Annotated in this window: 9 protein-coding genes and 2 tRNA genes; 4 read left to right on the top strand and 7 right to left on the bottom strand. The window is 68.5% G+C overall.

The features are described 5' to 3' along the window. Positions 1-88: 88 nt before the first annotated feature. From prfB to EIZ44_RS31680, 5 genes are all read right to left on the bottom strand, one after another. Complete coding sequence (gene prfB, locus EIZ44_RS31660; RefSeq protein WP_037818293.1) at positions 89-1192, bottom strand: peptide chain release factor 2; 1104 nt, start codon at positions 1190-1192, stop codon at positions 89-91. Between the two features lie 64 nt (positions 1193-1256). Then, entirely contained in the window at positions 1257-1757 is a 501-nt protein-coding gene (locus EIZ44_RS31665) for a PadR family transcriptional regulator (protein WP_043832318.1), read from the bottom strand. A gap of 240 nt (positions 1758-1997) precedes the next feature. Further along, positions 1998-2071, bottom strand: a tRNA-Met gene (locus EIZ44_RS31670). 458 nt (positions 2072-2529) lie between these two features. After that, a tRNA-Met gene (locus EIZ44_RS31675) sits at positions 2530-2603 on the bottom strand. Between the two features lie 67 nt (positions 2604-2670). After that, positions 2671-5640: a UPF0182 family protein gene (locus EIZ44_RS31680; RefSeq protein WP_205670304.1), complete on the bottom strand. Its 2970-nt coding sequence runs from the start codon at positions 5638-5640 to the stop codon at positions 2671-2673. Between the two features lie 167 nt (positions 5641-5807). Between EIZ44_RS31680 and EIZ44_RS31685 the strand changes: the two genes are divergently transcribed. Beyond that, positions 5808-6362, top strand: a complete 555-nt coding sequence (locus EIZ44_RS31685; RefSeq protein ID WP_134669693.1) for a PPA1309 family protein — start codon at positions 5808-5810, stop codon at positions 6360-6362. Positions 6363-6422: 60 nt separating this feature from the next. Here EIZ44_RS31685 and EIZ44_RS31690 read toward each other — a convergent pair whose 3' ends face one another. Next, the gene (locus EIZ44_RS31690) at positions 6423-7442 is read right to left on the bottom strand and encodes a YlbL family protein (RefSeq protein ID WP_134669767.1); all 1020 of its coding nucleotides are present in this window, start codon (positions 7440-7442) and stop codon (positions 6423-6425) included. A 191-nt stretch (positions 7443-7633) separates the two neighbouring features. Between EIZ44_RS31690 and EIZ44_RS31695 the strand changes: the two genes are divergently transcribed. Further along, complete coding sequence (locus EIZ44_RS31695) at positions 7634-9055, top strand: zinc-dependent metalloprotease (RefSeq protein ID WP_167754335.1); 1422 nt, start codon at positions 7634-7636, stop codon at positions 9053-9055. A gap of 598 nt (positions 9056-9653) precedes the next feature. On the opposite strand, the gene EIZ44_RS31700 is transcribed toward EIZ44_RS31695, so the two are convergent. Next, positions 9654-10163 (bottom strand): M48 metallopeptidase family protein, encoded by a 510-nt coding sequence (locus tag EIZ44_RS31700; RefSeq protein WP_037818287.1) that lies wholly within the window; start codon positions 10161-10163, stop codon positions 9654-9656. 216 nt (positions 10164-10379) lie between these two features. Here EIZ44_RS31700 and EIZ44_RS31705 point away from each other — a divergent pair, with 216 nt between their 5' ends. Both EIZ44_RS31705 and EIZ44_RS31710 read left to right on the top strand, forming a co-directional pair. After that, on the top strand, positions 10380-11465 hold the full coding sequence (locus tag EIZ44_RS31705) for a ThiF family adenylyltransferase (protein WP_167754336.1): 1086 nt from the start codon (positions 10380-10382) through the stop codon (positions 11463-11465). Between the two features lie 61 nt (positions 11466-11526). Next, positions 11527-12870: an ABC1 kinase family protein gene (locus EIZ44_RS31710; RefSeq protein WP_134732809.1), complete on the top strand. Its 1344-nt coding sequence runs from the start codon at positions 11527-11529 to the stop codon at positions 12868-12870. The last annotated feature ends 269 nt before the right edge of the window (positions 12871-13139 follow it).

Genomic DNA, 13139 nt, shown 5'->3' on the forward strand with positions numbered 1-13139 from the left:
CCTACCCATGGGCCCCGTTAAGCCCGGGTTGCCGGTGCCTTGGGTGACCCGCGCCTCGTCCCGGCGCGGGTCGCCGCGGCGACGCGGATCAGGCCGCGTTCGCCTGCTTGCGCCAGCGGATCCCGGCCTCGAGGAAGCCGTCGATGTCGCCGTCGAGGACCGCGGTGGGGTTGCCGACCTCGAATTCGGTGCGCAGGTCCTTCACCATCTGGTACGGGTGCAGCACGTAGGAGCGCATCTGGTTGCCCCAGCTGGAGCCGCCGTCCTTGAGCGCGTCCATTTCGGCCCGTTCCTCCTCCTTTTTGCGCTGCAGCAGGCGCGCCTGGAGGACCTTCATCGCGGCCGCCTTGTTCTGCAGCTGCGATTTCTCGTTCTGGCAGGAGACGACGATGCCGGTCGGGATGTGGGTGAGGCGGACCGCGGAGTCGGTCGTGTTGACGCTCTGCCCGCCGGGGCCGGACGAGCGGTACACGTCGACGCGGATGTCCTTTTCCGGGATGTCGACGTGGTCGACTTCCTCGACCTCGGGCAGGACCTCGACGTGCGCGAAGGACGTCTGCCGGCGGCTCTGGTTGTCGAACGGCGAGATCCGCACGAGGCGGTGGGTGCCCTGTTCGACCGAGAGGGTGCCGTAGACGTACGGGGCGCTCACCTTGAAGGTGGCGGACTTGATGCCCGCTTCTTCGGCGTAGGAGATGTCGAAGACGTCCGTGGGGTAGCCGTGCCGCTCGGCCCAGCGCAAGTACATCCGGAGCAGCATCTCGGCGAAGTCCGCCGCGTCGACGCCGCCCGCTTCGGAGCGGATGTTGACGACGGCGTTGCGGGCGTCGTATTCGCCGGACAGCAGGGTGCGGACCTCGAGCGCGTCGATGTCCTTGGCGAGGTCGGCGAGGTCGCCCTCGGCCTCGGTCATGCTGCCGGTGTCGCCTTCGTCGGCGGCGAGCTCGTAGAGGACGCCGAGGTCGTCGAGGCGCTGCCGCAGTTCGGAGACGCGGCGCAGCTCGGCCTGCCGGTGGGACAGCTGGCTGGTGACCTGCTGGGCTTCCTCGACGTTGTCCCAGAGGGTCGGGCTGGACGCCTGTTCCTCGAGCTCGGCGACCTGCGCGCGCAGCGCTTCGAGGTCCATCACCGACTCGATCTGCGTCAGCTTGCCGGTCAGGTCCTTCAGTGCCGCATCGAACTCATCGCTCACGTCGGACAAGGTTACGGCAAAACCCACGACCGGTCGCGAACCGGTCGTGGGGCCGGGGCGGCGCTCAGGCCTGCGGGATCGAGTCGAGCAGCTTCAGGGCGGCCTTGGCCTGCGCCTGGGCGAACTCGGCGACTGCCTTGGCGTAGGGGCCGTCGGCGGTCTTGGCGGCGTTCTTGGCCTCTTCGAGCTGGGCCTGGTAGGTGGTGCGGGCGCTGTCGAGCAGGGCGCCGCGCTGCTTGGCCGTCAGGGAGCCGGCGTGCACGAGCCGCAGGATGAGCGGGCTGCGCAGGTGGTCGGGTCCGGCCTCGGACGTGAGCCACGTCTTGAAGGCCTTCTTGCCCGCCGCGGTGAGCACGTACTGCTGGCTCGAACGGGGCCCTTGCTTGCCGAGCCGGACGAGACCCTCTTTCGAGAGCGCCGGGAGCTCGCGGTAGACCTGGCTGCGGGTGACACTGAAGAAGGCGCCGAAGCGCTCGTCGGCGCCCGACACGAGCTGCCCGCCGGTGGCGGGACCGTCGTGGAGCAGACCGAGCAGAGCGGCGGCGGTTGCATTCAATTCGGACACCCCTCTACGGTCCCACTTATCCGCCGCTGTGTCCACAGTGGTCACCAATCAGTCCATTGTGGCCAGCGGCAACCCCTCTAACAGCCCAGTCCGCAGGTATGTCCACAATAGACTCTGCCACTCTGAGCAACCACCGCCGAAACGATCACCGCGCCGCAACCACCACCCGAGCGACGGCCAAATGGCGCACAAAAAAGCCGGGGCCCGTGCATCCGCACGAGCCCCGGCTTTCGTTCCACGTAGCGGGGACAGGATTTGAACCTGCGACCTCTGGGTTATGAGCCCAGCGAGCTACCGAGCTGCTCCACCCCGCGTCGTTGTAAAAACAACTCTACACCCCCGAAAAACCCCTCCGACACCACCCCCACAAAACCCCCTCACCAGCAAAAACACCCCACCCCGCCCCGCCCTGCCAGATCAACCTCACCCAAAGACCAAAACCCAGACCCTCAAGCCAGCCACCCCCAGAACTCGACAGGTTTAGACCTCTACTCGCGTCCGGTGTAAAGAGTCAAAAACCGTTGGGAGCATTGGAATATTCCACACGGCCAACACACAACGAGGAAGTCATGGTGCTTCCGACGGCAATCGTTGCCTTTTCGCAGGCCCCTCGGAGCACCACACCCCAACCGCAAGCCACCCGCCCAACGCAACCCAACACGGGGGTCCAGGGGGCACGCCCCCTGGCGGGGGTCTGGGGGTTCGACCCCCAGGGCAATAACGAAAGAGACCCGCCCTCGCGCTTTCTGCGAGGACGGGTCTCTTGTCTCTGTAGCGGGGACAGGATTTGAACCTGCGACCTCTGGGTTATGAGCCCAGCGAGCTACCGAGCTGCTCCACCCCGCGTCGTAGGACCTACCTTACGCCCTGGTTTCGAGCGGGCGCAAAGCAGGTGCCTATTACGTAACCGAGGTCACCCGCCGGGCTGGGAGGTCGGCCCGTTGGACGGCGGCGGCGTGGTGGGTTTGGCGGAGTTGTACTCCTTGGTCGCCGCGTCGAGCGCGGCGAGCGCCGCGCCTTGGTCGGCGAAGTTGCCGGATTGCTGTGCTGCCTTGAGCTTGGCGAGCGCGGCTTGGATGTCGGCGACTGCCTTGTCCATGGCCGGGTTGCTGCCGCCGGTGCTGGGCGGCGGCGCGGCCGTGCTGGACGTCGGCGGGGTCGTCGTGGTGCCGGGGTCGCCTTCCTTCGGCGTGGTGGCTGCCGCGCCGGTGCCCTTGCCGAAGACTTGGTCGAGTGCCTCGTTGAGGGTGGACGCGAAGCCGATCTTGGCTCCGTAGGAGACGAGCACGCGCGCCAGCTGCGGGTAGCTCAGCTGGTTTCGCTGGCGGATGTAGACGGGTTCGACGTACAGGAATCCGTCCGCGACCGGCAGCGTGATCAGGTTGCCGTAAATGGGAATGACGTTGGGGTTGTTCAGCAATGTCCGGTCTTGGGCGACGCGGGGGTCGCTCTGGAACCGGTTTTGCACCTGGACGGGCCCGTCTACCTGGTTGGCACCGCTGGCCGGGGGTAGTCGCAGCACGCGGATGGTGCCGTAGTCCTCCGGATCGGACGAGATGGACATCCAGGCGGAAAGGTATTGCCGTTGCAGACCGGTGAGCGCACTGGTCAGCTGGAACGTCGGCCTGCCTTCGCCCGCCGCGTTGGCGAGGACGTAGTACCCGGGCTGGTTGGCGACGTTCGCGCCGGCCGTGGTGGAGCTGCCGTCCTCGGTCGGGTCCTGCGGGACGCTCCAGAACGCCTGCTGCGCGTAGAACTCCTGCGGGCTGTCGACGTGGTAGCGGGCGAGCAGTTCGCGCTGGATCTTGAACAGGTCCTCGGGGTAGCGGAAGTGCGAGCGCAGTTCCGGCGAGATCTCCGAGCTGGGCTTGACCGTGCCGGGGAAGACCTTCTCCCACGCCTTGAGGACGGGTTCGTTGTCGTCGATCGAGTACAGGTTGACGGTGCCGTCGAACGCGTCGACGGTCGCCTTCACCGAGTTGCGGATGTAGTTGATCGAGTTGTTCGCCTGTTTGGTGACGCCGTTGAGCGAGTCGTTGGTCGCTTCGCCGAGTTGCGTCTGCTGGGCGTACGGGTAGTTGTCGAGCGTGGTGTAACCGTCGACGATCCACTGGATGCGGCCGTTGACCACCGCGGGGTACGGGTCGCCGTCGAGGGTGAGCCACGGGGCCACCTTCGCGACGCGGTCGCGCGGTTCGCGGTTGTACATGATCTTCGAGCCGTCGCCGATGGCGTCGGAGAAGAGGATCTTCGGTTCGCGGTATTCGGCGGCGAACATCAGCCGGTTGAACCAGTTGTCGAGCGAGACGCCGCCCTTGCCCTGGTAGAGGTAGCCGCGCTGGGCGTCGGTGTCGTACTCGCCGGGGGCCTTGCCCGGCGTGCCGCCGACGATCGCGTAGTCGGACTGGTTGGTGAGCTCGCCGTAGTAGATCCGCGGCTGGTCGACCTTGATGCCCGGCTGGCCGTTGACCGAGCCCGCGCCGGTGGGGTTGCTCGTGTCGCTCGTGGTGGCGATCGGGTAGCCGCCGTCGGAGTTCGAATCCTTCACCGCACGGTCGATCGTGTTCGCCGGCGCGGCCACGAAGCCGTTGCCGTGCGTGTAGACCATGTGCTTGTTGATCCAGTTGTTCTGGTTCCCGGTGAGCCCGTCGGTCTTCATTTCCTTGGCGGCCACGATGTAGTCCTGCGTGGTGCCGCCGATGGTGTACCGGTCGATGTCCAGCTTGGACGGGAAGCCGTAGAAGTTCTCGCGGCCGACGCGCTGGGTGAAGGTGTCGCTGAGGATGTTCGGGTCGAGCAGCCGGATGTTGGACACCGTGCCGGTGTCGGCTTTCACCGCGTCCGCCGTGGTTTCGGTCTTGCCCGGGTACTGCTCGTATTTCACGTTGGTGAGGCCGTACGCCGCGCGCGTCGCGTCCATGTTGCGCTGGATCGACGTCGCTTCCTTCTCGTTCGCGTTCGGCTTGACCGAGAACTGGTCGAGAATCGCCGGCCAGGCGACGCCGACCAGCACGCCGGACAGGATCAGCAGCACCAGCGAAATCGCCGGCAGCTGCAGATTCCGCAGGAACGCGCCCGCGAAGAAGGCGATCGCGCAGATCACCGAAATGCACAGCAGGATCAGCTTCGCCGGGAGCACCGCGTTGAGGTCGGTGTAGGTGGCGCCGTTGAACAGCGGCATGTTCCGGTCGGACAGCAGCAGGTTGTACCGGTCGAAGAAGTACTCGACCGCCTTCAGCAGCACGAAAAGCCCGACGGTGATGGCGAGCTGCGCACGCGTCGGCCCGGCCAGCTGGCCGCCGCGGCCGGCGAGCCGGATGCCGCCGAAGATGTAGTGCGCGATCAGCGCGCCGAAGAACGAGACGACGACGGTGACGAACAGCCAGCCGAGCAGCCAGTTCACGAACGGCAGCGAGAAGGCGTAGAAGCCGAGGTCGATGCCGAACTCGGGATCTTTCTGCCCGAACGAGGTGCCGTTGAGGAACAGCTGGATCGTCTGCCAGTCCCCGCTCGCCGAGGCTCCCGAGATGACGCCGGTGAGCACCGGGATGCCGATGCCGAACAGCCGGATCCGGCTGACGATCACCGAGCGGTAGCGCGACAGCGGATCGTCGCGGCCGGACACCGGCACGAACACCGGGCGCGTGCGGTAGGCGATGAGCAGGCTGACCGCCAGCGCCCCGCCGACCAGCAGCCCCACCGCGAGGAAGAGCACGATGCGGGTGACCACCTGTGTGGTGAACACCGACCGCGCCTGCAGTTCGCCGAACCACAGCCAGTCCACGTAAGTGTCGAGCAACCGGACGCCGGCCAGCAGGGCCAGCACGATCACCGCGGCGATGATGAGAAGGATCCGGCTGCGCCGGGACAGCTTCAGGCTCACCGGGGGCCGAGTCGCCACGGCAATGCTCCTGTCTTCGTGAACACGTTCTCCGGGGACAGCGGTGTCCCCCGTGACCTCTAACTCTACGGATGGTGCCGCGAGTTCCCGGGACCGCCCAAACCGGGCACGCGCGGCGCGTCGCGGGGACGCCTGACACGATGGTCGCCATGCCACCGAGTGAGCCGTCTGCCGCCCACCCTGTCGCCGGGCTGGCCCGGGAAGTCGAAGAGTTCGTCGCCGCCGCCGGCTGGAACCAGCCGCCGCAGTTGTTCGCGCTGGTGCCGACCGCGGCACTGCTGGACGAACAGCCCGAACTGGCCGGTCAGCTCGACCGGGCGAACCCGCTGACGCCGGTGGCCCAGGAGGCGCTGCCGGACGGCGATCTCGCCGAATCGCTCGGCCGGATCGCGTGGCCGGAGATCGTGGTCGGCTGCGCGCTGGCGCAAGAGATCATCGTGCTGCCGCCGGACGTGGAGGCGGAACTCGAAGGCATCGCCGAGGCGGACGCCGAAAGCCTCCGCCGCGCCGCCGCGGACCACCCGCGCCGCACCGAGGCCCGTCTGGTGGCCGCCGTCCTGAGAGAAGGCGAGGCGGCTTGCGTGATGCGGCTGCGCGGCATCCAGCCGGGCAACGAGGACGAGAACGCGGTCGACGAACTGGTGGAAAGCCCGGACCTCGCGCCGAACCTGGTCGAAGCGCTCAAGACGACCCTGCAGCCCTGATCCTTCCTGACGACAAAGGGCCCGTTGATGGTTTCAACGGGCCCTTTTCGTGTCGCTGGGTCAGCAGTGCACGGTCGGGCGACCGGCCTTCAGGTTCTCCAGCTGCTTGAGCGCGTCGTCGAGGTTGGACACCTTGATGAGGTTGAGCCCTTCCGGCGCGGCCGATTTGGCCTCGGCGCAGTTGTGCTCGGGGACGAGGAAGTCGGTCGCGCCCGCTTCCTTCGCGCCGACGACCTTGAACGAGATGCCGCCGATCGGACCGACCTGGCCGGTCTCGCTGATCTCGCCGGTGCCCGCGATGTGCCTGCCGCCCGCGAGGTCGCTGCCCGGTTTCCCGGGCGGGGTGAGCCGGTCGATGATCGCGAGGGTGAACATCAGCCCGGCCGACGGGCCGCCGACGTCCTGCAGCGAGATGTCGACGGAGAACGGCGCGACCGCGCGGTCGACGGCGGTCAGGCCGAGGAAGCCCTGGGTACGGTCGTCGCGGTGGGCGAGCGTGACCGGCACGGTGCGTTCCGGCTGGCCGAGGTGCTGGAAGGTGACCTGGACGGTGTCGCCCGGCTTGGTGTTGACGATCGAGGCGGCGACCTCGCCGGCCTCGCGCACCTGCTTGCCGTTGACCGCGACGAGCTTGTCGCCGGGGGCGAGGATGTGGTCGGCCGGGCTGCCGGACACGATCTGCTTCGCGACGACCTGCACCGGGTAGCCGAGGTGGCGCAGCGCGGCGACCTGGGCGTTGCTTTGCGAGTTCTGCAGCTGCTGGATGTTCTCCTGCTTGACCTGCTCGTTCGTTTCGCCCGGCTTGTAGTACTCCTCGCGCGGCGCGAGCGCGTAGCGGCCGCTGGCCCAGAGGCCGAGCGCGGTGAAGAGGTTGATGCCGTCGTTGAGCGAGACGGTGGTCATCCGCAGTTCGCCGCTGGTGCCGTAGGTCTGCTGCCCCTTGACCTGGATCACCGGGTTGCCCGCGGCGTCGCGGCCGAGGGTGTCGTAGGTGGGCCCGGGGCTGATCGCGACATACGGCACCTGGACCAGGAACCCGGCCACGACGAACACCAGGAACAGCACGCCGCTGACCAGCATCGTCCATCCGCGGCGGGTCATCCGCCGGTCGCTGCGGCCCGGCGCGCGCGACGGCTCGGCGCGGCGGGACTGGTTCGCGGTGTCCTCGTCCGGTTTTGTCACGAGCGACAGCGTACGGTGACTGTGTTCGCTTCCCGGTGAAGGCCACGGTTGACGCGCTGAGCCGGGTCGCACCCGCGTACGGTGGAGCTATGAGCAATCCCCCGTTCGGCTTCGGACCGCCCGATCCCGACAAGCGAGGCGACAACGACCCCTCGAACCCGGGCCAGCCCGGCGGAGCCGAGGCGTTCAACCAGCTCGGGCAGATGCTGAGCCAGCTGGGCCAGATGCTGAGCCAGGCGGGCTCGTCGAGCGGGCCGGTCAACTACGACCTGGCGAAGCAGATCGCACTCCAGAACCTGAGCGGGCGGGACGACGCCAAGATCGGCTTCTCGTCCGAAGGCGGCGACTCCGCCACTGCCGTGCGCGACGCCGCGCACCTGGCGGAACTGTGGCTCGACGCGGCGACGATCCTCCCCGCGGGCGCGACGTCGACCGTCTCGTGGTCCGCGCGCACCTGGGTCGAGAAGACGCTGCCGACCTGGCAGCGACTGTGCGATCCGGTGGCGCAGCAGGTGTCCGGCGCGTGGATGCAGGCGCTGCCCGAGGAAGCCAAGCAGGCGGCGGGCCCGCTGCTGTCGATGATGGGCCAGATGGGCGGAATGGCCTTCGGCTCCCAGCTCGGCAACGCGCTGGCGCAGCTCGCGCAGGAAGTGCTCACCTCCACCGAGGTCGGCTTGCCGCTCGGCGAGGCCACCACGTCGGCGTTGCTGCCGGCGAACATCGAGAAGTTCACTGAAGGCCTTGAGCTGCCCGCCAGCGAGGTACTGGTGTTCCTGGCCGCGCGCGAGGCCGCGCACCAGCGCCTGTTCGCGCACGTCCCGTGGCTGCGGCAGCGCCTGCTGGCGACGGTCGAGGAGTTCGCCCGCGGGATCACTGTCGACACCTCCGCACTCGAGTCGCTGGCCGGAAGCATCGACCCGGCGAACCCGGCGAGCATCGAGGAAGCGATGTCGTCCGGCCTGCTGGAACCGCAAACCACACCGGAGCAGCAGGCGGCCCTGAAGCGCCTGGAAACCCTGCTGGCCCTGGTGGAAGGCTGGGTGGACGTAGTGGTGGCCGAGGCCATCGGCGACCGTCTCCCGGGAGCCGAGGCCCTGCGCGAAACGCTGCGCCGCCGCCGCGCGACCGGCGGCCCGGCCGAGCAGACCTTCGCCACCTTGGTGGGCCTCGAACTGCGCCCACGCCGGATGCGCGCCGCGTCGTCCCTGTGGAAGCTCGTGGGAGACCGCCACGGCCTCGAAAAGCGCGACGGCCTCTGGTCGCACCCCGACCTCATGCCGACCGCCGACGACCTGGACGAGCCCCTGGACTTCGCCGACCGGATGTCCGAACCGCCGTCTCTCGCCGCCGACCTGGACCCGATCGCGGAACTGGAACGCACGGAGAAGGCCGAGCGGGAGGCCCGTGAGGCTGGAGAGGCCAAGGACTCTGGTTCCTCCGACGCCGCTGACAAGGGCGGCGAGACTCCGAAGGACGAAGACAAGAAGGACGAGGGGAACTCGCCTTCCTGAGGATTCCCGTCTGGGGTCGCCTTACGCCCCGGCCACACTGCCGTTAAGCGCGGACCGTCTCACTCAGTTGAGACGGTCCGCGCTGCGTTTGTCCCGCCAGCGCTCCGCTCTTGCCGCGACCTCCGCCTCTCACCACGGGTTCCGCCCCACCGCGTGATCACGAGCCCCGGCACGCCGCCACACGAAGAACTCCGCGACGCTTCCGCCGCAGGTCCCGCCGCACCGCCTGGCCACCGACCCCGCCGCAGCGGGCGCGCCACCGGTTTCGTCGACCCGGCTCGTCACCCGTCCCGCGCCCCGCCTCGGTACCGGCCCCGCCTTTCGTCACCGGTCCCGCCGACTCATCTCGTCGCCCGTTCCGCCGCCCTCTCATCGCCTCCTCCGCCGAACCATCTCCTCACGCAGCCGCCACCGTCGATCAAGCCAGTCCCAGCGGCCACGAGCTACTCACCCAACCGCCCTCCTGCCCCTCACTCCCCCGCACCTGGCTGCAGGCCCTCCGCCGACGCCATCGACCACGCACCAATCCCTCCGAACCCCTCCTCCAGCACGCAGCCCAGCCACCGCTCCTCCGAGCCCAGCCGCGCCAGCCACCGACTCAGTCCTCCTCCGAAATCCCCCACCCAGCCGCCGCCGAAAGCCCCTCCAGATACCCCATCGCCCGTTCCGTCTTCGGATACCGGTTGACCAGCGCCCAGAACGCCGGGTCGTGCCCCGGCTCCCGCAGGTGCGCCAGCTCGTGGACCAGCACGTAGTCCAGCACCCATTGCGGCACCTTCTGGAGCCGTTCGCTGACCCGGATGGTGGCGTCCACCGGCGTGCACGACGCCCACCTCGTGCGCATCGGCGGCACCCACCGGACGCTCGCCGGCAACGCCTTCCCGTCCAGGTACTTCGCCCCGAGCACCGCGCAGCGCGCCAGCAACGCCGCGTCCGACGTCTTGGGCGGCGCCGTCTTCCGTCCTCCCGGGCGCAGCAGCCTGCGCTCCATCTCCGCGACCCAGTGTTTCTCTTCTTCGCGCGTCATCCGTGCCGGGATGAGGACGACCAGGGTGTCGTCATTCCAGTACGCGGTGACCGTCCGGTGCCTGCGCTGGCTGCGCCGCACCTCGACCTTGTGTTGAGAAGTGTCCGACGGGGCCTTCTCGCCCCTGCCTCTCAGGGAGGACATCCGTGCTTCGACCACTCGACAACGGTAAGGCTCAGCACCGACAACTTGGAGCGCCGAAAGGTCACAGCCCTGACTTGTCCACAACTAGATTTCCCTGTGGACAACTCAGCTTCTCACCCACGAGTGGCGTTCCGGAGCTGCCAAGCTGACCTCATGACCCTGTCCAGTGTTCCGCCGCCGGACGTGCTCCTCCCGGCGTACCCGACGTTGCTTCCGGGCCTCCACGTGCTCGAACGCGACGACAACGAGATCCAGTTCGGCCTCGACCGCCGCCACGGCATCATCGCCAACGGCCTGCCCCCGGCGATCGTCGACAGCGTCCGCAGGCTCGACGGACGGCGTGGGCTCGAGGACGTCCTGCTCGCTGTAGGCGAACACCGGGACCAGTTCCATCTGCTGCTGAAACAGCTGTCCGCGCTCGGGTTGGTCACCGAGGCGGCGAAGAAGGAGGCGAAACGGGTCGAGACCGGCTTGTGGTCGCTGCGTGCCCGGCACTACCAGCCAGCTCTTACGGATCGTCGCTGGCAGAGCCTCATCGCGGTCCACGGCAGCGGACGGATCGCCGTGGCAGTCGCCGCGCTGCTCGCGACGTCCGGAGTCGGGCACCTCGACATCCGTGCGTCCGGCACGGTCTCCGAAGCCGATCTCGGTTCCGGGTTCACCCCCGCTGAGCTGGGCCAACCCAGGCAACGCGCGATACGGAACGTCGTCGCCCGGGTCGCGCCCGACGTCACCACCGCTCGCAACCAGCGCCGCCTCCCCGACCTCGTGCTGCTCACCGACACCCTCGTCCCGCCGCCGGAGGAGGTGGCCGAGCTGGTCGATTCGGGCACCACGCACCTGCCGGTCCGGGTGTGCGAGGGCACGGGCATCGTCGGACCGCTCGTGGTGCCCGGCCGCAGTGCCTGCCTCCGCTGCTGTGACCTGCACCGGACCGACGCGGATCTGTCGTGGCCGAGGATCGCGACGCAGCTGGTAGGCCGGATACCCAGGGCTGACCTCGGTGCTGTGCAGGCGTGCGCCTCACTCGCCGTCGCCCAAGCGATGCGGCTGCTGTCGCCGAGCGAAACCCCGCCGCCAGCCTGGAACGCCACGCTCGAGATCGACAACTTCGACGGAAAACTCCACCGCCGGATCTGGGAACCGCACCCGGACTGCGGCTGCGGTGCGCCAGTTCCCGTCGAGGACGCTCTCGAAGCGGCGGAGGAGGCTTCCGAGGAGGTGCTGCAAGAGACGTAGGACACACCTGGGTGCCGTCAGCGGGCTGCGAGCGTCGTGCTTGCCAAGGCAGAATCGCAGAGTGACCGACTTTCGCGACCGCGCCGGAGACCGCGATTCCGCCATGCCGCGCCGCGGCGCTGCCCGTACCGCGAAGCTGGCGAGCCTTCCGCTCGGCATCGCCGGACGAGCGGTGGGCGGCTGGGGCAAGCGGCTGGCGGGGCAGAGCGCTGAGCAGGTGAGCGCGACGCTCTCGGCCAAGGCCGCTGAGCAGCTGTTCGAGGTGCTGGGCACGCTCAAGGGCGGCGCGATGAAGTTCGGGCAGGCGCTGAGCGTGTTCGAGGCCGCGGTGCCGGACGACATGGCGCAGCCGTACCGGGAAGCGCTCACGAAGCTGCAGTCGGCCGCTCCGCCGATGCCAGCCAGGCAGACCCACCGCGTGCTCGCCGAGCAGCTGGGCCGGTCGTGGGTCGGCCGCTTCTCGCACTTCGACGACGAGCCCGCCGCCGCGGCGAGCATCGGCCAAGTGCACCGCGCGACCTGGCACGACGGTCGCGAGGTCGCGGTCAAGGTCCAATACCCGGGCGCGGACGAGGCGCTGCGCAGCGACCTGCGTCAGCTGCAGCGCTTCAGCAGGCTGTTCCAGGCTTTCATCCCGGGCACCGACGTGAAACCGCTGCTCACGGAGCTGGCCGAGCGGATGGACGAGGAACTCGACTACCTCGCCGAGGCCGACAACCAGCGCGCGTTCGCGAAGGCGTTCGAGGGCGACCCCGAATTCCTGATCCCGCGCGTCGTGGCGAGCGCGCCGAAGGTCGTGGTCAGCGAGTGGGCCACCGGCACGCCGCTGGCCAAGATCATCTCGGACGGCGACCCGGCCACCCGCAACCTGGCCGGGCGACTGCTCGCGGAGTTCCACTACTCGTCGCCGGCGCGGGCACATCTGCTGCATTCCGACCCGCATCCCGGCAACTTCATGCTCACCAGCGACGGCAGGCTGTGCGTGATCGACTTCGGCGGCGTCGCGAAACTGCCGCACGGAATCCCGCGCCACCTGGGCGAAATCACGCGGCTCGCCCTGGACGGCCACTCCGACGAACTGATGCGGCTGCTGCGAGAGAACCGGTTCGTGCGGGCGGATTCGTCGCTGGAAGCGGACGAGGTCCTGGCCTATCTCGCGCCGTTCACCGAGCCGCTGGCCGAGCCGACGTTCCACTTCACGCGCCGCTGGATGCAGCGACAGGCGGGCCGCGTCGGCGACTCGCGCGGCAACGACTTCCACGTCGGCCGCTCGCTGAACCTGCCGCCGGAGTACCTGATGATCCACCGGGTCACCGCGGGCTCGACGGGCATCCTCTGCCAGCTCGACGCCGAGATCCCCGCTCGCGGCATCGTGGAACGGTGGCAGCCAGGGTTCGCCGCCTGAGTTATCCACAAGGCTGGTCGACAACACCGAGTTGTCCACAGATTGCGCAGGGTGGTTTCGCGGAGTTGATCAAGGCGTCATTCTCGATGTATGACGACTACAACAAGCACTGACTCCCTCGCTTTTGGTGATCTGGTTTCCCACGGCGTACTCCACAGACGGCACCTGCGGGTCGCCGGAATTTCCGACCGAAGAGCCGCCCAACTCTCCGGCCCGGGCGGGCCGTGGCGACAGGTGTATTCCGGCGTATATCTCGTGCACGACAAACC

The sequence above is a fragment of the Amycolatopsis nivea genome (assembly GCF_004522235.1).
Classification (GTDB): domain Bacteria; phylum Actinomycetota; class Actinomycetes; order Mycobacteriales; family Pseudonocardiaceae; genus Amycolatopsis; species Amycolatopsis nivea.

What these genes read in the sequence shown, in the direction of transcription:
- EIZ44_RS31685 (WP_134669693.1), top strand. Translation starts at nt 5,808, where the DNA reads ATGCCACCGAGTGAGCCGTCTGCCGCCCACCCTGTCGCCGGGCTGGCC.
- EIZ44_RS31690 (WP_134669767.1), bottom strand. Translation starts at nt 7,442, where the DNA reads ATGCTGGTCAGCGGCGTGCTGTTCCTGGTGTTCGTCGTGGCCGGGTTC.
- EIZ44_RS31695 (WP_167754335.1), top strand. Translation starts at nt 7,634, where the DNA reads ATGAGCAATCCCCCGTTCGGCTTCGGACCGCCCGATCCCGACAAGCGA.
- EIZ44_RS31705 (WP_167754336.1), top strand. Translation starts at nt 10,380, where the DNA reads ATGACCCTGTCCAGTGTTCCGCCGCCGGACGTGCTCCTCCCGGCGTAC.